Annotated in this window: 20 protein-coding genes and 1 tRNA gene; 12 read left to right on the top strand and 9 right to left on the bottom strand. The window is 44.0% G+C overall.

Annotation, left to right across the window (positions count from 1 at the left end; translation table 11 throughout):
- Nucleotides 1-13 precede the first annotated feature (13 nt).
- The 8 genes from TOL_RS16915 (at nucleotide 14) to TOL_RS16880 (ending at nucleotide 11,989) form a co-directional block, all read left to right on the top strand.
- Complete coding sequence (locus TOL_RS16915; RefSeq protein WP_015488587.1) at nucleotides 14-2,446, top strand: type I restriction-modification system subunit M; 2,433 nt, start codon at nucleotides 14-16, stop codon at nucleotides 2,444-2,446.
- A complete protein-coding gene (locus tag TOL_RS16910) occupies nucleotides 2,443-3,735 on the top strand; it encodes a restriction endonuclease subunit S (protein WP_015488586.1) in 1,293 nt (430 codons plus the stop codon). The genes TOL_RS16915 and TOL_RS16910 overlap by 4 nt, the downstream gene beginning before the upstream one ends.
- The gene (locus TOL_RS16905; RefSeq protein ID WP_015488585.1) at nucleotides 3,732-4,859 is read left to right on the top strand and encodes a DUF262 domain-containing protein; all 1,128 of its coding nucleotides are present in this window, start codon (nucleotides 3,732-3,734) and stop codon (nucleotides 4,857-4,859) included. The genes TOL_RS16910 and TOL_RS16905 overlap by 4 nt, the downstream gene beginning before the upstream one ends.
- On the top strand, nucleotides 4,852-5,961 hold the full coding sequence (locus TOL_RS16900) for a DUF3696 domain-containing protein (RefSeq protein ID WP_015488584.1): 1,110 nt from the start codon (nucleotides 4,852-4,854) through the stop codon (nucleotides 5,959-5,961). The genes TOL_RS16905 and TOL_RS16900 overlap by 8 nt, the downstream gene beginning before the upstream one ends.
- Nucleotides 5,958-6,935 (top strand): hypothetical protein, encoded by a 978-nt coding sequence (locus tag TOL_RS16895; RefSeq protein WP_015488583.1) that lies wholly within the window; start codon nucleotides 5,958-5,960, stop codon nucleotides 6,933-6,935. Before TOL_RS16900 ends, TOL_RS16895 begins: the two co-directional genes overlap by 4 nt.
- Before the next feature lie 20 nt (nucleotides 6,936-6,955).
- A complete protein-coding gene (gene darG / locus TOL_RS16890; RefSeq protein ID WP_015488582.1) occupies nucleotides 6,956-8,020 on the top strand; it encodes a type II toxin-antitoxin system antitoxin DNA ADP-ribosyl glycohydrolase DarG in 1,065 nt (354 codons plus the stop codon).
- A gap of 151 nt (nucleotides 8,021-8,171) precedes the next feature.
- Nucleotides 8,172-11,276 (top strand): type I restriction endonuclease subunit R, encoded by a 3,105-nt coding sequence (locus tag TOL_RS16885; protein ID WP_015488581.1) that lies wholly within the window; start codon nucleotides 8,172-8,174, stop codon nucleotides 11,274-11,276.
- Nucleotides 11,276-11,989, top strand: coding sequence for a M48 family metallopeptidase (locus TOL_RS16880; RefSeq protein WP_015488580.1), 714 nt, complete (start codon nucleotides 11,276-11,278; stop codon nucleotides 11,987-11,989). The genes TOL_RS16885 and TOL_RS16880 overlap by 1 nt, the downstream gene beginning before the upstream one ends.
- A gap of 129 nt (nucleotides 11,990-12,118) precedes the next feature.
- On the opposite strand, the gene TOL_RS16875 is transcribed toward TOL_RS16880, so the two are convergent.
- A tRNA-Arg gene (locus TOL_RS16875) sits at nucleotides 12,119-12,195 on the bottom strand.
- A 117-nt stretch (nucleotides 12,196-12,312) separates the two neighbouring features.
- Nucleotides 12,313-12,465, bottom strand: coding sequence for an EAL domain-containing protein (locus TOL_RS18855; protein WP_231847995.1), 153 nt, complete (start codon nucleotides 12,463-12,465; stop codon nucleotides 12,313-12,315).
- 68 nt (nucleotides 12,466-12,533) lie between these two features.
- Here TOL_RS18855 and tnpA point away from each other — a divergent pair, with 68 nt between their 5' ends.
- From tnpA to tnpC, 3 genes are read left to right on the top strand one after another with little or no spacing between them, the layout of a single operon-like run.
- On the top strand, nucleotides 12,534-12,833 hold the full coding sequence (tnpA, locus tag TOL_RS18560) for an IS66 family insertion sequence element accessory protein TnpA (protein WP_015485608.1): 300 nt from the start codon (nucleotides 12,534-12,536) through the stop codon (nucleotides 12,831-12,833).
- Entirely contained in the window at nucleotides 12,820-13,176 is a 357-nt protein-coding gene (tnpB, locus tag TOL_RS16865) for an IS66 family insertion sequence element accessory protein TnpB (RefSeq protein WP_015485607.1), read from the top strand. Before tnpA ends, tnpB begins: the two co-directional genes overlap by 14 nt.
- Nucleotides 13,177-13,199: 23 nt before the next feature.
- Nucleotides 13,200-14,831 carry an IS66 family transposase gene (tnpC, locus tag TOL_RS16860; RefSeq protein ID WP_015487750.1) on the top strand — a complete coding sequence of 544 codons (1,632 nt, stop codon included), beginning with the start codon at nucleotides 13,200-13,202 and terminating at the stop codon, nucleotides 14,829-14,831.
- Nucleotides 14,832-14,857: 26 nt separating this feature from the next.
- On the opposite strand, the gene TOL_RS16855 is transcribed toward tnpC, so the two are convergent.
- From TOL_RS16855 to TOL_RS16835, 5 genes are all read right to left on the bottom strand, one after another.
- Nucleotides 14,858-15,076, bottom strand: a complete 219-nt coding sequence (locus TOL_RS16855; RefSeq protein ID WP_041588547.1) for a hypothetical protein — start codon at nucleotides 15,074-15,076, stop codon at nucleotides 14,858-14,860.
- A gap of 319 nt (nucleotides 15,077-15,395) precedes the next feature.
- Complete coding sequence (locus TOL_RS16850) at nucleotides 15,396-16,172, bottom strand: class I SAM-dependent methyltransferase (RefSeq protein ID WP_015488577.1); 777 nt, start codon at nucleotides 16,170-16,172, stop codon at nucleotides 15,396-15,398.
- Between the two features lie 2 nt (nucleotides 16,173-16,174).
- Nucleotides 16,175-17,482, bottom strand: coding sequence for a phenylacetate--CoA ligase family protein (locus tag TOL_RS16845; RefSeq protein ID WP_015488576.1), 1,308 nt, complete (start codon nucleotides 17,480-17,482; stop codon nucleotides 16,175-16,177).
- Nucleotides 17,475-18,185, bottom strand: a complete 711-nt coding sequence (locus tag TOL_RS16840) for a hypothetical protein (RefSeq protein WP_015488575.1) — start codon at nucleotides 18,183-18,185, stop codon at nucleotides 17,475-17,477. The genes TOL_RS16845 and TOL_RS16840 overlap by 8 nt, the downstream gene beginning before the upstream one ends.
- A gap of 85 nt (nucleotides 18,186-18,270) precedes the next feature.
- On the bottom strand, nucleotides 18,271-20,532 hold the full coding sequence (locus TOL_RS16835; RefSeq protein ID WP_015488574.1) for a beta strand repeat-containing protein: 2,262 nt from the start codon (nucleotides 20,530-20,532) through the stop codon (nucleotides 18,271-18,273).
- Between the two features lie 321 nt (nucleotides 20,533-20,853).
- Between TOL_RS16835 and TOL_RS16830 the strand changes: the two genes are divergently transcribed.
- Nucleotides 20,854-21,387, top strand: coding sequence for a methylated-DNA--[protein]-cysteine S-methyltransferase (locus TOL_RS16830; RefSeq protein ID WP_015488573.1), 534 nt, complete (start codon nucleotides 20,854-20,856; stop codon nucleotides 21,385-21,387).
- Here TOL_RS16830 and TOL_RS16825 read toward each other — a convergent pair.
- Together TOL_RS16825 and TOL_RS16820 are read right to left on the bottom strand one after the other, a co-directional pair.
- A complete protein-coding gene (locus TOL_RS16825; protein ID WP_015488572.1) occupies nucleotides 21,384-21,638 on the bottom strand; it encodes a hypothetical protein in 255 nt (84 codons plus the stop codon). The two genes, TOL_RS16830 and TOL_RS16825, sit on opposite strands and share 4 nt — an antisense overlap.
- On the bottom strand, nucleotides 21,628-23,484 hold the full coding sequence (locus tag TOL_RS16820) for a Na/Pi cotransporter family protein (RefSeq protein WP_041588546.1): 1,857 nt from the start codon (nucleotides 23,482-23,484) through the stop codon (nucleotides 21,628-21,630). The genes TOL_RS16825 and TOL_RS16820 overlap by 11 nt, the downstream gene beginning before the upstream one ends.
- Nucleotides 23,485-23,653 lie beyond the last annotated feature (169 nt).

Here is a 23,653-nt window from a genome sequence, read left to right as displayed (position 1 = left end):
CTCAGGACACAACATGGCGATCAAGAAAACCGAACTCTACTCCTCCTTATGGGCTAGCTGCGATGAACTGCGCGGCGGGATGGATGCCAGCCAATACAAAGATTACGTACTCACTCTACTGTTTATGAAGTACGTATCCGATAAATACAAAGATGACGCTTACGGCATGATCGTCGTACCAAGCGGTGCTAGTTTCGACGACATGGTTGCCTTAAAAGGCGATAAAGAAATTGGCGATAAGATTAATAAAATCATCAGCGCTCTAGCCGAAGAGAACGACCTGAAAGGCGTGATCGACGTTGCCGACTTCAACGATGAAGATAAACTCGGCAAAGGCAAAGAAATGCAAGATCGCCTCTCCAAGCTTATCGGCATTTTTGAAGGACTAAACTTGTCTGGTAATCGTGCCGACGGTGATGATTTATTGGGTGACGCCTACGAATATCTTATGCGTCACTTTGCTACCGAATCTGGTAAATCGAAAGGCCAGTTTTACACTCCTTCCGAAGTCTCGCGAATTCTCTCCAAAGTCATTGGTATTACTTCTGAAACAGATCAATCAGAAACCGTATACGACCCAACCTGTGGTTCCGGTTCGCTGTTGTTAAAAGCCAGCGACGAAGCACCGCGCGGCTTGTCAATATTCGGGCAAGAAAACGAAGGCGCTACCGCCGCCTTAGCCCGCATGAACATGATTTTGCACAACAACGCCACGGCTAAAATATGGAAGGGCAATACTCTTTCTTCACCGCAGTGGAAAGATGCCAATGGCAAACTAAAAACATTCGATTTTGCCGTCGCTAACCCGCCTTTTTCTAACAAAAACTGGACCAGCAGCATCAACCCCAATGAAGACGAATTTGATCGTTTTACATGGGGCATTCCGCCAGAAAAAAATGGCGACTACACCTTTTTACTGCACATCCTTAAAAGCTTGAAAAGCACAGGGAAGGGCGCGGTTATTTTACCTCACGGCGTATTGTTTCGGGGCAATGCCGAAGCACGCATTCGTGAAAACTTAATAAAACAAGGCTACATCAAAGGCATTATCGGCCTGCCTGCTAACTTATTTTATGGCACAGGCATTCCCGCGTGCATTATCGTGATTGATAAAGCCCATGCGCACAATCGCACAGGTATTTTTATGGTCGATGCCAGTAAAGGCTTTATTAAAGACGGCAACAAAAACCGCCTACGCAGCCAAGATACTCATAAAATTGTCGATGTTTTTACTAAGCAGCTAGAACTGCCGCGTTATAGTCGCATGGTCACCCTAAGTGAAATAGCCTCTAACGACTACAATCTGAATATTCCGCGTTACATCGACAGCAGCGAGCCAGAAGACCTGCACGATTTAAGTGCCCATTTGCAAGGCGGCATACCTAACCGCGACATCGACGCGCTGCAACATTATTGGCAAGTATTCCCCAGTATTCGCGCTACCTTATTTGCACCGCTGCAAGAAGCAAAACGACAGGGCTACAGCAAAGGGCTAGTGCCAGCCAGTGCGGTAAAAAGCACCATTCTTAATCATCAAGAGTTCAAAACCTTTGCCGCGCAAAGTCTAAAACCTTTTACCGCTTGGTGTAAGCAAGCAAAGCTAAAAGATATTCAGGTTGGCGATGTGCCTAAAGCCATTATTCATCGTATTAGCGAAGAATTATTAGAAAGCTATTCGCACAATGCATTGCTAAGCAAATACGACATCTACCAAATCCTGATGGATTACTGGGCCGATATGATGCAAGACGATGTCTATGTGCTGGCTCAAGACGGCTGGGCAGCAGGGAGTGTACTGCGAGAACTCGCCGCTAAAAAAGGCGAAAAGCTAAAAGAAACTCCCGATTTAGTGATTAACAAAACCAAATACAAAGCCGAGCTTATTCCTCCGGCGCTCATCGTTGGCCGTTTCTTCGCCAGCGAGCAAACAAAAATAGATGCATTACAAGCCGAGTTAGATACTGCCAGCCAAGAACTAGAAAGCTTCATTGAAGAGAATAGCTCTGACGATGGCCTATTAACCGAAGCATTGAACGATAAAGATAAAGTCACCAAAGCGACAGTTACCGCACGTTTAAAACTGGCGATAGACCTTGAAGAGATCGTAGTGCTGAAACAAGCGAAGTCATTATTTGATAATGAAGCCGATGCCAAAAAAGCTCTAAAGGATGCCCAAGATTCTCTCGACCTCGCGGTATTTAAACACTACTCAAAATTAACTGAAGCCGACATTAAAGCGCTTATTGTTAACGATAAATGGCTGGCAACCCTACAAGCCAATATCATTGCCGAAATCGAACGCGTCACCCAGCAAATGGCTAATCGTGTGAAAGAACTGGAAGAGCGCTACGCCGAGCCACTGCCAGTCATAACCCAATCTGTAGAAAGCCTGAGCGAAAAAGTCTCTGGCCACTTAAAAGCCATGGGGCTGGAGTGGGCGGTATGAACAGCGGAGTAGCGGAAGTGAGTCCGAAGTATCTGGCGGAAGCGGCTTCGAATGCTGTGCCCGTTGGATACAAACAAACTGAAGTTGGAGTGATTCCGGAGGATTGGCAAGTAATTGTTTTTGGAGAGGTGCTATCAATTCGGCATGGAAAAAGCCAAAAGCAGATTGAATCTGAAAGTGGCTTGTATCCTATTCTGGCTACAGGTGGACAAATTGGTTGGGGTAATAGCTACCTATGGGATAAGCCTTCTGTTCTTATTGGTAGAAAAGGTACGATAAATAAGCCTCGCTATTGCGATGAGCCTTTTTGGACGGTAGACACACTTTTTTATTCAGAGATATACAATCAAGCCGACGCTAAGTTTACCTATTACAAGTTCTGCATGATTGATTGGATGCAATATAACGAGGCATCCGGTGTTCCTAGCTTAAATGCAAATACTATCGAAAATGTTGCAGTAGCGTATCCACAGAAAAAAGAACAAACCGCCATCGCCAATGCGCTATCCGATGTTGATGCGCTGATCAGCGAACTGAAAAAACTGATCGCCAAAAAACAGGCCATCAAAACCGCCACTATGCAACAACTCCTCACCGGCCGCACCCGCTTGCCCGATTTTTCCCTTCGGGAAGATAGCTCGAAAAAAGGCTACAAGCAAAGTGAGCTGGGAGAGATCCCGGAGGATTGGGAAGTGGTTAGCTTTGGTAATCTGTTTGAGTCAAATATTTTAAGAAAGCCAATCAAGCCATCGACGCTAGTAACATTTGTTGGAATGCAAGATGTAACTGAAAATGCTCATTTATCAAACCAAAGTGTAATTAGCTACGAAAAGGTAAGATCTGGTTTTACTTATTTCGAAAGAGGGGATGTACTAGTAGCAAAAATAACCCCTTGTTTCGAAAATGGTAAAGGTTGCCTCACCCAGCTACTAAAAACCGAGTGTGGCTTCGGAAGTACAGAGTTTCATGTTTTACGAGCCAATGAATCTTCAGATTCAAAACTTATATTCTATTGGTCTACTCGGAATGTTTTTAGATTAGACTTAGAATCAGAAATGGTCGGAAGTGCAGGTCATCGTAGGGTTCCATTTTCTGCTGTGTCTGACTATAGAATTCCATGCGCTACTTCCAAAACTGAACAAACCGCCATCGCCACCATTTTATCCGATATGGATGAAAACATTCAGGCACTTGAACAACGCCTAAGTAAAACCCTCCAAATCAAACAGGGCATGATGCAAGAATTATTGACGGGAAAAACGAGATTAATTGCAAGGAATTTAATATGAATAACGAATTGGATTTAGAAATCGAACTTGAAATTGATGATTCTGAAGATGAGGAATCTGAATTCCTTGACCCAGTCATGCAGCCATTTAATCCAGCAGATATAGATATCGTTGTAGAGCCAAAATCGCTTGATGCACTAATAAAAAGAATGCAGCATGACGAAATTGATATGAATACAGACTTTCAACGTCATGCAGAGCTTTGGGATAACAGAAAAATGAGTAGGCTAATAGAGTCTATTCTAATACGCTTTCCTTTGCCTGCATTTTACTTCGATGCTTCCGATGAAAATAACTGGCTGATCGTCGATGGTCTTCAGCGTTTGTCTACGATTCGAAAATTCGTAATTGAGAAAAAATTAAGATTAAGTGGGCTTGAATTTTTGACTGAACTAAATGGTAAAAACTTCGATAAGCTTCATCGACAGTATCAGCGACGAATAGAAGAATGCTCAATTACGGTTTATATGATTAAGCCTGGCACTCCCGGTGATGTTAAGTATTCTGTGTTTAGACGTATTAATACTGGTGGCCTAACACTTAATAATCAGGAAATTAGGAATGCACTTGCTAAACCCAGAGACCGGAATGTATTAGAGGAACTTGCATCTCTGGAGTGCTCTAAAGTGATGCTTGGTGATCTTTCTAAACGAATGAAGGATCAAGAATTAGTATTAAGGTTCTGGGCTTTTTATCGCTTCGATTATCTTGATCCAAAGAACAAGAAAGAAATAGCTTCATTTCTTGATAAAGCAATGGAAGAGTTGAGGAATGGTGACTCGGATTACTTAGAATTATTCAAAACCTCTTATTTGACTGCAATAAGTCGCTGTCATTCATTATTGGGGGTTTGTGGGTTTGAGAAAGATACGTCTTCAGATAATCGTAAAAAGTCAAAGAACACGGCACTATACGAGGTTTGGATGGTAGCCCTTGCGCAGATTTCCGAAGAACAATTTGGGATTCTAGAATCAAAAAAAGATATTTTTCAAGAGAAGTCTCAGAGGTTGCTTAGCGACTCTCTGTTTTTTAATGCAATTACATATTCTACTCAGAAGAAAGATCATGTAGAAATTCGATATGATCGCGTCCGGAAACTAATAGAGGATGTTCTAAATGATTGAGTTTATCAATATAAAGAATTTTAAGACTTTGCTAAATGCTAGTTTTCCACTGGGTACTCTGAACTTATTTTCTGGTCTTAATGGAATGGGTAAATCGACGCTGATTCAGAGTCTGTTACTGCTAAGACAATCCCACGAACGTAATACGCTAAAGAGTAAAGGTCTTCTTCTTAATGGTGATTATGTAAGTATTGGAACTGGCAAAGACGCGCTTTCAAGTTTCAGTGAACAGGAAGAAATAATATTCACAATTAAGTGGAATGAGTTAAATGGTCCCGTTAAATTTGAGTTCGACTATGAATATGATTCAGACCTTCTTCCTCTGAGAAAGTGTAATAAAAGCGAAAACTTTGAAGAGTTGAGCTTGTTCAACTCTAATTTTCAATACTTAAGCGCAGATAGACTAGGTCCGCAAAGTCATCATCAATTGTCTGAGTTTCATATTCGTGACTTAAAATCTTTAGGGCACCATGGAGAATTTACAGTCCACTTCATAGCTGTAAATGGGGCAAAAGATCTTGAGGTGGAAGCGTTAAAACATCCTAAATCTGTCTCTAATACCTTGCTTGCTAATATTGAATCTTGGATGTCAGATATTACACCTGGCTTGAAAATTAAGGCTGTGGCACAACCCCAGTTTAATTCGGCGAGTCTTAGTTATTCATTTAATCAAGGTAAGGAAACGACGGAAGAGTTCAAGCCGCAAAATGTAGGCTTTGGGCTGAGTTACGTTTTGCCAGTGGTAGCTAGCATTTTAAGTGCTTCGAAAGGTGATTTGTTAATTATTGAGAATCCAGAATCACATCTACATCCTGCAGGGCAGTCTCTGATGGGTAGACTATGTGCGATTGCAGCCAATAACGGCGTACAATTGATTGTTGAATCACATTCCGATCACTTTCTCAATGGTATACGGGTTGCAGTGAAACAGGAAGTAGTTGCTGCTAGTGATGTTAAAGTTTTCTTCTTGCAGCGTGATGTTCATAACCCAGTACACTCTTCAGAAGTAATGTACCCAAATATTGATGAAGAGGGGCGCATTGACTGTTGGCCTGATGGCTTCTTCGATCAATGGGATAAGGAGCTGGATCAGCTGCTATGACTAATGGAATTGTACTGAACCATCACTCTTTGCCATTTGCCAGCAAAGAGGATGCAGATAATGGATTATTGGCTTTTTTTACGGTGCTTAAAGTCTGTCGAGCTGCTGGGCTGAAAATTTTGCTGGTCGATGAAGATCAAGATAAGTCGCTGATGGGGCTTGAATTAGCCAATGGTTACTTTGTGCGCAATTGGTTTGCCTCAGCAAGTAAGGCTGCAGAGCTAACTGATTGGTGTCGGTTTCTTAAATCTCTTGAAACGAAGCAGCCCCTCTTTGAAGCCGTGGATATTGAAAGTGTTGGTGATACGGTGGAAGTTGGGTTGCCGGGAGAGACGTCAGGCAAGCAGGTGCTATTGGCTGCGTTTCATTTTGAAATTTTTCTTGCCAGTTTCACGGCACTGTCCGTTTGGGCAAATAGTCACATTAAAGTATGGGTTTTTGATCTTGAGACGACACCAGAACAAAGAGATGAAACGCTTTCAAATCTGAGTGATTTTGCGAGTTTGGATACGCATGGTGATGAACTCAAACAACGTCGCAATGCGTTGTTAAAGACCGCTAAGGATATTTGGTTGCAAAGAACGGAATTGTTTCCTCATCTCACTTTGTTGCCAAATCAAATAGGTACAAGCTTGCAAGGTTGGTCTGCTAGACAGGATGTATTGTTCAAGGCGCGTGATGCGCTAAATGTGTTGGAGTCGTTTGGTGAGAAATGGCTTGCAGGTGAGTATGTTGATTATCGCCATGAGTATTTAAGAGATTTGGGCCTAGCATCTGAAGTCAGCGGTGAATCGGACAGTGTCCGTAACGATCCCAAAAAGAAGAAAGAGCGTATGTTTTGGTTAGTTGATGGTCGGCAGGTCTATTGCGAGAATCATGTAAAACTACCTGACGGCAACCGTATTCATTTTTATGCTGACTCAGTAAATAAGCATATATATGTGGCGTATTTAGGACCGCACTTGACTTTATAATCTGATAGAGACGCATTCGGATGATTGAGTACACCACAGGCAATTTATTGGATGCCGATGCTGAAGCACTGGTCAATACCGTGAATACAGTCGGCGTTATGGGCAAGGGCATCGCCTTGATGTTTAAAGAACGCTTTCCCGCCAATATGAAGGCGTACGCCGATGCGTGTAAACGTAATCAGGTGAATACCGGTGAAATGTTTGTCACGGATACGGGCGAGCTAATGGGGCCTCGTTGGATTGTTAACTTCCCCACTAAGCAACACTGGCGTTCGCCTTCAAAAATGGAATGGATTGATGCCGGTTTACAAGACTTACGTCGGTTTATTGAAGAGAATCACGTTAAGTCGATTGCCGTCCCTCCTTTAGGTGCAGGCAACGGCGGCTTGAGCTGGGATGTAGTAAAGCCGCGAATTATTGCATCGCTGGGCGATCTTGACGATGTTCGAGTGATTGTCTTTGAGCCTACTTCCACCTACCAAAATGTGAGCAAGCGTAAGGGGGTTGAGAAGCTCACGCCCGCGCGTGCTCTGGTGACAGAGCTGGTGCGTCGTTATTGGTTGTTGGGTATTGATTGCAGTTTGTTAGAAATTCAGAAGTTGGCTTGGTTTTTACAGCGAGCCATTAATATGAAAGGTCTGAATGATCCTTTGCAGTTACAGTTCGAAGCCCACAATTATGGCCCTTATGCTAATAACCTTGATCATTTGTTAAATGGTTTAGACGGTAGCTATTTAAAGGCAGATAAACGTATACCGGATGCCAGTCCGTTAGATGTGATTTGGTTTAGGGATGAAAAACGAGACAAGGTTCAGGCATATTTAAACTCAGAAGCTAAAGAATACTTACCCGCCTTAGCGCTTGCATCGGACATGATTGATGGCTTTGAAAGCCCATATGGAATGGAGCTGTTAGCGACGGTTGATTGGTTACTTAATCGCGAAGGCATTACTGCTGATGTTGCGTCAATTCGTAACGCCCTTAAGCAATGGCCTGCTGGTATACGCTGGGCCGAGCGTAAAGATGGTTTGTTTGATGATCAGAGTTTGAAGATTGCGATTGATAAGCTGGTCAACTATCAATAACTAAATTTGGTTGACTGATGATTGACAGAACTGGCTCAGATGATTGCCTATGCGCTGTGGTGAGGCAGTAACTTATTGAAATATAAAGTAAAATTTTGGTTGCACGTTCGTTGACTGGATGGCATCTAACTAAGGAAGTAAGGGACAGAAGATGAGTAACGTCGGTCAGCGTGAAAGAGCAACCCAAAGTCGAATAGTTCAGTTCTTTCAAACGGAATTGGGTTATCGCTACTTGGGTGACTGGCAGGCCCGAGCTGGTAATAAAAATATTGATGTCGATTTGCTGACTACTTGGCTTAAAAGCCGAGGTGTGAGTGATGCGCTGATTGCTCGTGCCATTCGTCAGTTAGACACCTCTGCTGCGCTTGGCGAAGGTAAAAAGCTCTACTACACCAATAAAGACGTATACCAGCTATTACGTTACGGCGTGAAAGATAAAGAAGGTGCTGGCCATCAACATGAAACTGTATGGTTGATTGACTGGAAAAATCCTGACGCTAACGATTTTGCGATTGCTGAAGAAGTATCTATTAAAGGCGAAAACGAATCACCTAAAACGAAACGCCCGGATATTGTGCTGTATGTGAATGGCATTGCTTTGGGCGTGATTGAGCTAAAGCGCTCATCTGTGTCGGTATCTGAAGGTATTCGTCAGAACTTAGATAACCAGAAGAAAGATTTTATCCGCAATTTTTTCACGACCATTCAACTGGTCATGGCGGGTAACGATACCCAAGGGCTGCGTTACGGCACCATCGAAACACCTGAAAAATACTATTTGGAATGGAAAGAAGACATTGCCAATCCGTATTCTCATATACTGGATTTTCATCTCAGTCGTATCTGCAATAAAAAACGTTTTTTGCAAATAATCCATGACTTTATCGTATTTGATGCGGGTGTTAAGAAGACCTGCCGTCATAACCAGTTCTTTGGTATTGAAGCCGCTAAGTCACATATTGCTCGCCGTGAGGGCGGTATAATTTGGCACACCCAGGGTTCGGGTAAAAGCTTAACCATGGTATGGCTTGCTAAGTGGATTCGTGAAAACGTTCAAGCCAGTCGAGTATTGATTGTTACCGACCGTACGGAGCTCGATGAGCAAATAGAAAAGGTGTTTACGGGCGTTGAGGAAGGAATTTACCGCACGAGAAGTGGTACTGATCTGATTGCAACCCTGAATCAGCCGAACCCTTGGTTGATTTGTTCTTTGGTGCATAAGTTTGGCCGCCAGTCTGATTCAGAAAGCGATGTGGCGACGGATGAATTTATCGCTGAGTTAAAGAATTTTCTGCCGAGTGATTTTACAGCTAAAGGTGATTTGTTTGTGTTTGTCGATGAGTGTCACCGAACTCAGTCTGGCAAGCTGCACGAAGCAATGAAAGTAATATTACCGGAAGCCATGTTTGTTGGTTTTACTGGAACACCATTGATGAAGAGGGATAAGAAGAAATCGGTCGAAGTGTTTGGGCCTTTTATTCATACCTATAAATTTAACGAAGCCGTTGCCGATGGTGTGGTACTTGATTTGCGCTATGAGGCGCGAGACATCGATCAAAATGTAACGTCGCAGAAAAAAGTCGATGAGTGGTTTGAAGCTAAAACACGTGGCTTGTCACGTTTAGCAAAAACTCAGTTAAAACAAAAATGGGGCACCATGCAAAAGGTGCTATCTAGTAAGTCGCGTTTACAGCAAATAGTGAACGACATATTACTTGATATGGACACTAAGCCACGGCTTATGGACGGTTATGGCAACGCTATGTTGGTTTGCTCTAGCGTTTATCAGGCGTGCAAAGCCTATGAGATGTTTAGCCAGACTGATTTGGCCGGTAAGGTTGCGATTGTGACCAGCTTCCAACCAACGGCGGCCAGCATTAAAGGTGAAGAAACCGGCGAAGGTTTAACTGAGAAGCTTCATAAGTACGATATTTATCGCAAGATGCTCGCCGATTATTTTGAGCAGTCAGAAGATAAAGCGGCAAGCAGAGTCGAAGAGTTTGAAATTGAGGTTAAGAAGCAGTTTGTCAAAGAACCTGGACAAATGCGTCTGCTGATTGTGGTGGATAAATTACTCACGGGTTTTGATGCGCCTTCTGCGACTTATCTATACATCGATAAGCAGATGGCTGATCACAACTTGTTTCAGGCTATTTGCCGTGTAAACCGTCTGGATGGTGATGATAAAGAATACGGTTACATTATTGATTATAAAGATTTGTTCCGTTCGCTTGATAAAGCGATCTCTGATTACACCCAAGGCGCCTTCGATGGGTACGATCAAGATGATGTTGCCGGTTTATTAAAAGATCGTTTAGAGCAAGCGAAGCTTGATTTAGACAATGCTTTAGAAATGGTTCGCGCTTTGTGTGAGCCAGTCAAAGCACCGCGCGATCAAGCAGACTACCGACATTATTTTTGCGGCGAGTCGGGCACTAACGGGGATGCGCTTACCGAGAAAGAAGCGTTGCGGTTAACCCTGTATCAAAACGTGGCTAAGTTGTTGCGAGCCTTTGCTAATGTGGCAAATGAAATGCCTGATGCCGGTTATTCTGCGCAAGAGATCGAGTCTATCCGTAGTGAGGTCGCCCACTTCGAAAAAGTGCGTGATGAGGTAAAGCTAAGCAGTGGTGATCTGGTAGAGATGAAACGCTTCGAACCGGCTATGCGTCATCTTTTGGATATGTATATCCGAGCGGATGATAGTGAAGTGCTGATGGACTTTGAAGATCTTGGATTGATTGAATTGATTGTAGAAAAGGGCGCCGATGCAGCGGATGTATTGCCAACAGGTATTCGAAATAACCAAGAGGCAATGGCAGAAACGATTGAAAATAACGTGCGCAGAACAATCGTTGATGAAAATCCGGTTAACCCAAAATATTACGAACAGATGTCGACTCTACTAGATGAATTGATTTTATTGCGTAGAGAAAAAGCGATTGAATATCAGGAATATCTAGAGCGGATTCGTGAGCTCTCTCGGAAAGTCATTCAGCCGAATCATTCTGCTTCTGCCTATCCTTCTTCTATGGATTCTGGTGCTAAGAGAGCATTTTACGATAATTTTGGTAAGGATGAATTACTTGCCACTAAAATTGACAGCGCGATTCGTTATACCAAAAAAGCAGATTGGAAAGGTGATCGTTTTAAAGAGCGTGAAATTGCAAATGCTGTTCGCCAAGAGGCTGCTGGTTACGATGTTGATGTGAAAGATGTTATTGATATAGCCAAAGCGCAGAAGGAATATGATTAATGCCTATGCTCAAAGTCGGCGACTTAAGCATGGATGTTTACCGCAAAGATATTAAAAACCTTCATATCAGTGTCATGCCGCCTGAAGGCCGAGTGCGGTTATCGGTACCAGAGAAAATGACGGATACGGCATTGCGAATGGCGGTCATTAGTCGAATACCATGGATACGTAAGCAGCAGAAAAGCTTTACCGCTCAACCACGACAATCGAAACGTGAAATGGTAAACGGTGAATCTCACTATTTGTGGGGTAAGCACTACCGTTTGGATATTGTTGAAACAACTGGAAAGCATGGCGTATCTGTTGGTGGACGAAAACTTCGTATGGCGATTAATCCGACAACCACTCAAGATAATAGAATTAAGTTACTGAACGAATTCTATCGCTCACTACTGAAAGAAAGACTGGAAGAAATTTCACCTGATTGGATTAAAGAGATAGGAGTAACTCCTAGCTGTATTAGTATTAAACGCATGAAAACGAAATGGGGGAGCTGTAATACTTCTTCTAAGCGAATCCTGCTTAACTTAGACCTCGCACGTAAAGCACCAGAGTGTTTGGAGTTTATTCTAGTGCACGAGTTAATACATCTGCATGAACGTCATCACAATGAGCGTTTTAAGGCACTGCTGAACAAGTATCTTCCTGATTGGCGCGAACGCAGGAATCTTCTGAATAGCTCGCCGTTGGCGCATGACTATTGGGCTTATTGATAGTTAGGGTAGAGGTCAAAAATTAAGATAGCAGTGAAATGTCATTTTTTGCTTGGGCACAAATCGGGCACATTTAGGGCACAACTAAGATTGTGTAAGCAATCACTTACCGGGAATGTCTTTCGGATGTGGCCCGCCCGAGAGGATTCGAACCTCTGACCTCTGCCTCCGGAGGGCAGCGCTCTATCCAGCTGAGCTACGGGCGGTTAGGACTCAGGTTACTTTTAACGGACCGCTGAGCCGCAGCATTGTATACGTTTTTTCTGTTCTGCTCTACTTCCTATAGCACCCTTTAAGCTAGGGTGTTTTTCCTCTGTCGCTGGTTACTTCTCGATATACTCGCTAAGTGCTAAGGCACTGAGTGGTCTAGAAAAGTAATAGCCTTGGAAGCGATCACATCCGCAGGTGGTTAGGCATTCTAGTTGTCCTTGGGTTTCTACCCCTTCAGCCAATACCGTAGTACCGTAAGCGCTCAAACAACCCCACCTAAAACCCACGCCGAAATCCCTCTAAACTGTCTTCAAATTATTTAACGAGACAGCTCATGACCAAATCGGAACAATGGCAACAACACCTTAATCTCTGGCACGAGAGTGGTCTATCCCAAGTCGCCTTTTGTCAGCAGCACAACATAGCCGTTCATAATTTTCAGTATTGGCGTAAACGTTTGTCGCCCAAGACAGAGTCGACGAAAACCAAGGCTCTGATCCCTATCACGCTGACGTCTTCGGCTCCGGCACGACTACGATTGGGCTCGCAGGTGTTGATTGAACTGTCAGTCGAGGCCTTACCCGATCTATTGGTGGCTCTCAATGATCGAGGGCTTTTGTATGCTTCGGCCTAGCGCATCGGTTCAGGTGTATTTATACGCAGGCGCGGTGGATATGCGCAAGTCTATTAATGGCTTGTCCGCTCTGATTGAGCAGGAGTTAGAACTCAACCCCATGATCAATGCGCTGTTCGTCTTTTGTAATCGTAACCGCGATAAAGTTAAGCTACTGTACTGGGAGCGCAATGGCTTTGTGCTGTGGTACAAACGGTTGGAAAAGCAACGTTTTAAATGGCTAAAGCCGACCGACACTGCATCCCTTTGCATCGACGGTTATCAACTGAATTTATTATTGGATGGACTGGATATTTTTAATAATAAACCGCATGAAACGCTATTTTACTCTGCTATAAATTAACGGATTTGGTATAATCCAACCCCATGAAAACACCACCGGCTGATCACTTACCTGACGATATTGTTGCGCTAAAACAACAGCTTTTAGCGCAGAGTCAGTTATTGCAATCGCAACAGAATCAGTTGGAAAAAAAAGAACAATTAATTCATCACCATCAAGTACTGTTAAATAAAAAACAATCACGTATCCAGTTTTTGGAAGAACAGATCATTCTGTTTAAACAGCGTCAGTTTGGTAAAAGCAGCGAGAAGAGTGATCAGCAAGCCGAATTGTTTGATGAAGTCGAACATGAGAATGATGCCTCTGCTCCTGAAATCGCAGAGTCCATTGATGCAGAAGTGAGCACCGCAGAATCAGCCTCTGATGCTGTATCGTCTGCGCCTAAAAAAGCCTCCGGCCGTAAACCTCTGCCTGCGGTATTACCGCGAGTACGTATCGAACACGATCTTGCTGAAGTCGATAAACGTTGTGAATGTGGCTGTGTAAAAACCTGCATCGGTGAAGACACCAGCGAACAACTGGATATTATTCCTGCTGTGGTTCAGGTGCTCGTTCATGCCCGCAAAAAATACGCGTGTAAGGCCTGCGAAAACGGCGTGCACATTGCTGAACTTCCGAAACAACCGCTTCCTAAGAGCAATGCCAGCCCAGGCTTACTCGCCCACATTGCGGTTGCCAAATATCAAGACGGTTTACCTCTCTACCGGATGGAAACCATTTTCAAACGAATGGGCATTCATTTACCGCGTAACACCTTAGCCAACTGGATGATCAAAAGCAGTGAATGTCTGCAACCGCTCTATAACCTGCTGAATGATCAACTTCTGGATAGCGACTACATCCACATGGATGAAACTCGGGTGCAGGTGTTAAAAGAACCGGATAAAACGGCCGAAAGTCTCAGCTACATGTGGGTCCGAAAAACCGGTGATCGAGAACATCCCATCATCTTATTTGATTACGCGAGTAGTCGACGTACAGACGTTGCAGCCTCGCTATTAGGCGACTATCAAGGCTACCTGCAAACTGATGATTACGCGGGTTATCACCGAATTGGGCAGCAAGAAGGCGTCACAGCATTAGGCTGCATGGCTCATGCTCGTCGTAAATTTATCGAGGCGCAAAAAGTCAGCCCTAGCCCGAAAGGGAAAGTCAGCAAAGCCGATATGGCGATCACCATGATCAAAGGGCTTTACGCTATCGAAGCTAGCATCAAAGACCAATCAGCCGAACAAAAATATCAAATTCGACAAGAAAAAAGCCTTCCCCAGCTCAATAAACTCAGAGCTTGGCTGGATAAAGCGTTGCAACAGACCCTGCCTAAAGGAAAAACGGGCGAAGCGTTAGCCTACCTTGATAAAAACTGGGATAAGCTCACGGTATACATCAGCGATGGCCGACTGAACATAGACAACAACCCAGTCGAAAATGCCATCAGACCGTTTGCGATTGGACGCAAAAATTGGCTGTTTAGCGATAGTCAACGTGGTGCAAAGGCCAGCGCCATGCTGTACAGCATAATAGAAACCGCCAAAGCGAATGGACTCGAACCCTACGCGTATTTACGTACGGTACTGACGCGATTGCCGCACTGTGAAACGGTGGAAGATATTGAAAAACTGCTGCCGGAAAATATAGAACTGGCGGTTATTTAAATTGGTAGGTGGGGTTGCTTGAGCGCTTACATAATATCTTTACCGATGAGGCTAATGATGGTTTCTTGTTGTTCAAGAATAGATGAAAAGCTTCCAAACCACTGTTTCACTAATCCGCTCTGGCTTAATGAATAATGGTTCATCATACCGTTCCAGCGAGATACTGATAAAATTGTTAACAGAGCTAGCCCTGATAGCACAAGCATTATGAATATTAACCAAATGTTTTTTTTCAGAGCAGTCATTGCAACGCCTTGCGGTAGTAGTTACGCGTTTATATCTAATTCTCTGCGCTAATAGTAGGTCGATACCAGATCAAATGCTGATATTACTTCATTGTAGTCGAAGGTTTAGTACCTGCCTGCATTGCCTCCCCATAAATGAGAGCCCCGGTAGACATGCATATTCCGTTATGCCGTGGCGTTAGCTTACCTATTATTGAAATGATTTCTTGATCATTAAAGAGGGGTGAGAAGTTACCTATGAGAATTTTGAGTTCTAATAGGTAATATTAATAACAGGAACGTACTTTCTTTTTTAAGATACGCTGATATCAATAACTCATTAAGCTTTTGGCTTTACACAGGTAATGAAGTGCAGTTGCCAGTGTAATCCTACCTTGCCATTCGCCAGTGTTTCGAAGCCTAGTAATTGATCTAGCGCGTTTTCTATCTCTGTTGCTGATGCTAGGTCAATACCAAACATGAGTTTGCAGTAGTCAGCAGCTTGTTGGGAGGAATCAAAACACCAGTAGTAATTTCGATTTTCAGCTTTGGTTACAATAAAGCCTGCTTGTTCTAAGTCGATTAAATCTTGGCTACTGAAGTACCAACCGTGATGGCCCATACTGTTGTGTTGTCCCATCCAGCCATCAAGAAAATCCGCTGTTTTAGAATCTTTATGCGCATCAGCTAGAACTAGAACTCCTTCTTCTTTAAGAACTCGAAAGAGTTCTCTAAATAGTGGTTTTTTATCTTCAGTGTGATGTAAACCCGCCAAACTTAGGGCTAGGTCAATGGTGTTACTGGCATCAGGCAAATTATCGAGCTGACATAGTGTTATCGGGTGACGGCTACCCGAATGACAGTGTTGCTCGAATAGTTTTGCAAATAATTCACTGGTTTCAATATGATGAATATGAGTGTCATTAGGCAGATAGTTGGCAAGGTAACCGCCGCCTGAAGGGACATCTAGAATGCGCATATTCGGAATAATGTCCAAGCCACTGAGTATAGCCTGAAACTCTTGATCACGTGCCGATGGCCAGTCTAACATGGCCTTGTGGTAAGCATCTGCTCGCTGATCAAAAATAGCTTGATAGGTTGTGGCGGGTTTAAACACAATTAAATCCTTGAGACAAACTCTTCGAATTTACCAGAAGGAGCTCGCGGTACGTTATTAACCAGATGAACGGTTACTTTGAAAGGGTAACCTATAGCTTTTTGAATTATTTCTTCGGCTTGTAGACACTGCTCCGATGTTGGCGTATCTGGCGCTTCAATATTAAGTCGTAATTCTTCAACACTAAGTTGTTCTATCTGAAAGCGCGCGAGGGGGAATAAATTCATCAATGCCATTGGATTGTAGGCTGGCCAGCTTTTATCGCCATTTGGATAAGATACGAGATTTCGTGAGCGACCAATAATGCGTTCTAATACGGGTAAATTAATTCCGCAATCACATTTTTTTCCAGGAATGGCGTAGTCACCAATTTCATACCGAATGAGTGGCATTAAGTAATTTTGCAAAGAAGTGACAATAACACGACCCACTTGGCCAGGGGTGCAAGGTTGATTATTGTCATCTAGTATTTCCACCATGCAATTTTCTAATTGAATATGATAATGGTCATATAGAGGACATTGAAGAGCAATATATCCGATTTCTTGAGAGCTGTAGATGTCATGAATTTTGCAGTTGAAGGCTTCCATTACTAATGTTCTGACGAATGGAGGTAGGGTTTCCCCTAATGTCGAAATATTATGTAAGCTATTTAGTTTTTGTTCTCTTATTTGTATTTTGGCTAGCTCTTGCAGTGTGCTCGGGTAGGTCACTAAGTATTTAGGTTGATGTTCGACTAACCACTGATATTGGCGTTCAACTGGCTCTGAGCTATTTAGTAGCATAGCGGGAGCGCTATATCCCAAAATTGCCGTCGATAAGCCCCAGTTGTTACTGGTTTGACCTGGGTATAAGGCTTTGCCATCCGCTAGAAATTTTATCGCTGCTAGCGAAGCGGTTAAATCTCTTTTAGCCCATAAGTGGTCTCGCATCGTGAATGCTCGCCAAAAAAATTGAGCATACTCTGTTGTCCATGTATGTACTGGGCGTCCGGTAGAGCCAGAGCTACGAAAATCGAAGTGTTTGCCATGATTTTTAGGTGGATTCTTACTTATTAATAGCTCTTCATTGGCTTGTAATTCTTTACGGGTCAATATCGGGAATTTATTCCATTCAATATTGCCATTCATGGATCGTATTTTGGGGTGCTGCTGGTAGTAAGGGACAGAACTTAATGCATGAGCCAAAATCGATTGTATCGATTTGCTTTGAAGGCTGGTTTGAAGTGCTGTCGGAGTCTTTTCGCTTTGTAGTAGTTTAAATTGTAAAGCGAGCGGGAGTGCTTCTTCTGCTGATGGAAGACTAATCATCCGTACTACTACCTTCAGAGTTATCGGTTAATTCCACCTCAATGTTAGGGTAGCGGCTTTTATGGATCATAAGTAGGCGGTCGTATATTTCGGGGTCGGTTTTTTTGAACTTTTTGAGTTCCGTAATAGCCTCATTTTTTAATTCATTTTCTTTTTTCAACCGTTTCTTTTCATGTGCTTCTCTTTCTTCTTTTGAATGTGATCTATTTTCTTCGTGTTTTTCTTGCGCATCTAATCTGGCGGCTTCTCTTAATGCTTTTGCTTTTAAAACTAATTGGCGCTGCTCACTTTCTTGTGTGGATAACTTTGCGATTGACTGGTCGGTTAGGTGTGGAGTTGATGAATCGTCATTCGCTTTAATTAGTGTGCTGCGTTGATATTCGCCTTTCGGTAACACTTGTAGCGTGATGATATTTTTTTGATCATTGAACGTTTTAATTATTGAGAAGTTTTGATCTAAAAAGCGTAGTACTGCGTCTTCTGATAAATTTGACCCTCGTAATAAGTCCGGTACGACCACTTGAGGGTCGTAAAATATTTGTATTCCTGATAAAGAACTAAATTCATTGAAAAGCTCTGTTGAGCTGAGTATTTTTTCTGGAAAGTGGTAAGTTTGCGAGGTGTTATCGTATTGAATGGTTGAATCACACCAGACGCTAGGAGCAAAACAAATAAAAAAAAGAGCGAATAAGAGTGACTTCATTGTACCAAGACTTAAAAATAAAATGGGTTGATTGATTATAAAAAAAGGGAGGCCATACGGCCTCCTTTTTTATCGTGTAGCAGTGTTATGGCATTGCAATAGTATTCGTACCACAAATGCCTTCTAAGCAATCAGATTCTAAGAATACACCGCCAGAGAAGCCAGCATCTGTGCCAGTGCCTCCTGCGATATCATAGGCAGCGCCAATTTTGGCTTTTGCATTACCACTAACTACGTATAGAGAGCCGCCTGCACCACCTAGGGTATCTTCATCATTGATGAGGGCTGTGGAAGCATTACCGCCGCCTACGTCAATATTGCCCTTAACGCTACCACCCAGTGCGGATGTAACTGCGATATAGCCACCGTTACCACCCTCTATTTGACCGTTACCACCAGCTGCCGTAACGGAGGCATTCACATTTGCTACGCCAAATGTACTAGCAATGCTTATGCTGCCACCTTGCTTACCTTCATTGTAACCATCGTCTTCACCTTCTTCCGGAATGGCATTATCACTACCGCCATTAAAGGAGAACTCTCCGGTTACATTGATATCATGAATTGCTGAAATCCATGCATATCCAGCGCGAGATGTAGAACCATTATTCACATCGGAACCATTCGATGAAACAATACCGTCGAACTCAATATTCAAGTTCTTCTGTAGGGAAGCAAATCCAGTATCGATGTAGATGTCTAAATCACCGCCACGAGATCCCGATGGCGTAGCCGTTAGTTCACCTGTCGTAACAACCTCACCGGCATTCAATGTCAGGTTGGTCTTAACATTGATTGGAGCCGCTGGTGCATATGCGGTTTGATAGCCGTCGTTAGAATTTGATTCCGTGTAGATTTCGATATCGCCGCCGCTGCTCGCTTGATGTGCAGAGCCACCAGATACGTCAATACTGGTATAACCAACAATTTGGGTAGCTAATGTCGACGCAATTTGAGATGCGTGTGATATCACAATGTCACCACCGTTTCCTGCGTCACCAGATCCTGTATCAGTGGTGGCCGATGTATTACCACCGTTCGCGGATAGATTACCCGAGATAGCGACTAATATCGGGTTTACGTAGCTTTCACCACCATCATATGAATCACTGGCACCGATGTATATTGCACCACCATTACCAGCATCGTAGCTGTCAAATGCGCTGTTACCACCATTTACATTGATGCTGCCGGTATTGATCATGCGTGGAATGGCAATATTCGTACCGCCTTCACCGCCACCTACGTATAGCGATACGTCTCCACCCCCACTGCCTTCGCCACCTGCTGTTACGTCGGTATTGGTCACTGCGGTTGAGCCGATGGCGGTGATATCACCCGTGTTAATCACTTCACTGCTTGAAAAAATGTATGTATTACTTGGATCAATATAGGTGGAACCATTGATACCTGTACCAGCATTACTGCTTATGGTCCCTGTGTTATAGACACCTTTGTAGCCGTAGATGTTAATGTTTTCACCTGCACCTGCGGTGCTTGATGCGCTATCGCCACCTTCGGCAGTTAAGTTGCCAGTGTTTTCAATATACACATTACTATTGATACCGATACTTCCTGCGTCTCCACCAGCAAGCCCTTCCGTATCACCATCTGCGCCCGATGTGTTGAACGTTCCACTGTTCTGTATGATCGACGCGTAAATACTTAGATCACCGCCATCTTGGCCTGGATATTGGCCTGATAAATCTATGCTGCCACTGCCGTAATAGGCTGCTGGATAGAATGAAAGGTTACGAACGGCACTGTCACCTTCTTCCGCAAGGACTTTAATTGTTCCGTCGTTCTGAACGTCATTGAAGAAGTACAATGAATTTGACGTGTTAGTAAATTCTAAAGATAGCGTTGTCCCCGCGGCCACTTGTAAGCCGGTAATGATAGTTGTTCGTTTACCAAGTATCGGAGCATCGACATCGTCAACGGCGCCATCATAGCGATAGATGCGTTGATTATAAAAATAGAGTGTTCCCGCGGATGCGGCGTTAAAACTCGAGGTGTCAGCTGAAATAGTAGTATCAGCCGAAATTGTCGCAGGATTTGTTCCAAGCTGGACCTCGCTGTTGAGCAGGTCATAAGATGCATCAGGGATCCCGTTGACAGTAATATTCAAAGGAGCATCGCTATAGCTTTTATATATGGTGACATCACCACCGTCGCCACTATTGTGCTGCCCATTACCACCTTTAGCGCTCATAACTGCAGTGCCAGCATTATTGCTTGCTAGTCCGGAAGGCGTACTACCGCCGGATGAGCTGCCACCACCGCATGCTGTCAACGTGACGGCTATCGCGAGTATGCTTGTTTTAAAGGGAAGTTGATTTAGGTACATATTTGCTCCGAGCTCTTTACTTTTTGATTGGTTACTAATTGTTCAGTAACTGGGTATTAAAAACGTCTACTAAAGCAGCAGGTTGTGTCGTGGTGTAAATCAGTTATTGTGAAAATCAATCTCTATTTTTTGTATTTATAATTTCGACGTAAGGATTTGGTCACCATCTTGTCATTCCCCATTGTTACACTTCCGCGATTATTAAAAATGTCCGCTTCTGTCGGTTGTTTCTTCAGTGGAATAGGATGTTCTCTGGCGGCGGTCGCTTGTCGTCGTTGAAAGGAGTAACGTGTGCTCACGTCTTTAGAAGGATGGCAGACCATGAATACATCACACACAGAGCTACTGGATTATGGTTGGGGTTTGTCCTCGCTGGGTTTAATTCTAGTGGCGGGTTCTGATACCGCTATTTGTGCAATTTTGGTGGGGGATGATCGTAGTTCGCTCTTAAATGAATTACAGCAGTCGTTTCCTGCTGCGCGCATTCGTCAGGATGATGGGCGCTTGGCTACGCGCATTGGTAAGGTTATTCGGTGCCTAGAGCAACCCCAAGAATTATCGGCATTACCGGTGTTAGAAATGCGTGGTACAGAGTTTCAGCGTCGTGTTTGGAGTGCTTTGCAGCATATTCCGGTTGGTTCAACAGTAAGTTATTCGGCGTTGGCAGAGCAAATCGGTGCGCCAGCGGCAGTTCGTGCGGTGGCCGGTGCTTGTGCGGCGAATAAGTTGGCGGTGTTGGTTCCTTGTCATCGAGTGGTGCGCTCAAATGGCGAGCTATCAGGTTATCGATGGGGTGTTCAGCGTAAGCAGTTTTTATTGCAGCGTGAGCGTCAGTGGGTAAAAGAAGCGGGCTAATCTGTACTATTGTTTTTCTTATTGCTGAGTAGCTGCTCGGCTTTTTCTTGCTGTACCTTAACGATGGCCAATTTTTCTCGCGCGTTTTGGCGTTCTTCTTCGCTTAGTTCTAAATCAATACTGTGTGCTTCGAGCTTAAGTTGTTTTTCTTTAAGCCCTTTTATGACTTGTTTGATGGCTCGTCGAGACACTCCGCGCGCGTCATCACTCATAAAGTTCGCTATTTTCTGCACTATTTTTTCAAGCTTCATTACTTGGTTCCTCGCTCGCATCCGTGGCGAGAGTTTGGCGAACTTGGGTTACATCTTCGTCACTGAGCTGAATCATAGTTTGTGCTTTGGATGTCTGCGGTAGCTGAGCCAAAATAAGTGCCTGCCCTGCGCTAATCAAGCTCAAGGCTATTTGGCGCGCGTAGCCTTGATCGTTCATTAGTGATGTTGCTTGTGCCGGTGTCACTATATGTTCACGAATCATACGTTCGGTTTCACTATCTGCCCGCTCGTGCGCATCATCAAGACGTAATTTCTGGTGTTCTAATTCCAGCAAATAATCATTGAAGAAACTGGCCGCTGCGCTCGGCTCATTGGTGCTTTTGGCAATAATGTTTTCGAGTAATGTAATCACCTGACGGATGTCTTGGCGTAGGGCTTCATAAGCTGCGTGCAAAGTGTGGTGACGACCGTGAAGCGCTGGGTATAAGTTACCATGCAGTTGACCTGATGTTTTAACTGCTTCGACCATGTGATACGTCGCAGAGCGAAACTGCCTGAGGGGCTCAAGCTCTGTTGTGCCAGGCGTTTTATGAGCAAGGCTAATAAAACGCACGATGGCGTTGTAGAGCGTTTTGATGCGGTTGTGATAAGCATCGTCGATTTGTTTTTCAGTGAATTCTTTTGCGGGTGGTAGAAGCGATTCGGTATGAGAGCTGCGCGGCTCCCAATCTAACGCTCGTAATACAATATCCAAGGCATGACGTGTCAGGCGCTGACTTTCTTGGCGCGTGACGCTGGTTGTCGCCAGAGCGGACTCTAGCGCTGCATCGTTAAGGTAGCGCGGTACTTTTATCGAAATCGTATCCGCAGGAATGCGTTTTTCTAGCCACTTTGTTAGGCGTTCTAACTGCGGCAGCATGATGGCTACCCCTAAGGTATTAAAGACCGTATGGAACAAGGCGAGACGTAAGGTGTAGTTGTCTGCTGCTATGCCCAAGCCATTACCCAGCAGTTCGACCACAGGTATTAGAATAGGCAGCGCGAGGAGCGCAACAAGGCCGGTGACGAGATTAAAAACAACATGCCCTAGCGCTAAGCGTTTACCCGCTGCATTAGCGCTAATACTGCCGAGGATGGCCGTGACTGTGGTGCCAATATTGGCGCCGATAGCGACAGCAAGTGCATCCTCATAGTGAATTTGTTGATGAGCTAGAGCGGTGAGTATCAATATTAATGTCGCATGACTTGACTGCATAACAACGGTGGCAATGATGCCTAAGCCGGTAAATAGCAGAAGAGCGGTAAAACCTTGAAAAGGCATCGCGGTTAATTGCATTTGGCTTTGCAAATTGCTGAAGCCGTCCTTCATGAACTGAATGCCAAGAAAAAGAAAGCCAATCCCAGTTAATAAGTGCCCAAGGCTACGCCATGAGGGGCGGCTTTGTAGTTGCAGTACGATACCGAACACCAGTAGAGGTAATGCAAGATCGGATAAATTAACTTTCAAGCCGAACCCTGCGATCAGCCATGCGCCAGAGGTCGTGCCTAAGTTAGCCCCAAATATGATGGCCAGCCCACTGCTGAGTGAAATTAATCCTGCGGATAAGAAGGAAATACTCAATAGCGATATCAGTGAACTGGATTGCATTAGGGAGGTGCTCACGACACCTAACGAAACGGATTTCCCAGTGCTATTGGTTAAGCGTTGAAGCCAGTGTTCCATCCAGCCGCCACTAAGACTCTGAAATCCACGCTCCAGCGACATCATGCCAAATAGAAAAACGGCCACACCAGCGGCAACGGTTAAAAAGGCTTCGCTACGCCAAAATCCCAACCCCAGCCCTAGCAGAAGCACAGGTAGTGCTATCCGCTGAAATTTCGTCATGCATGACCCTTAATCTGAATATGTATTCAGTAAAGCTAATTGTCGCCGTACAGCAAGTTATAAGCAGTGATCAAGATCACGTTTTTGTTATCCACATGTATCCACAGGAAGGTGTGTATAAGCTGTGGGCGCGACGGGGTTATCTTGTGTGTAATCAAAATTGACGAAT

Origin of the sequence: Thalassolituus oleivorans MIL-1 (assembly GCF_000355675.1) — a bacterium.
Classification (GTDB): Bacteria; Pseudomonadota; Gammaproteobacteria; order Pseudomonadales; family Oceanobacteraceae; genus Thalassolituus; species Thalassolituus oleivorans.
The sequence above is the reverse complement of the archived record's forward strand: the minus strand, read 5'-3'. Positions and strand labels throughout refer to the sequence as shown.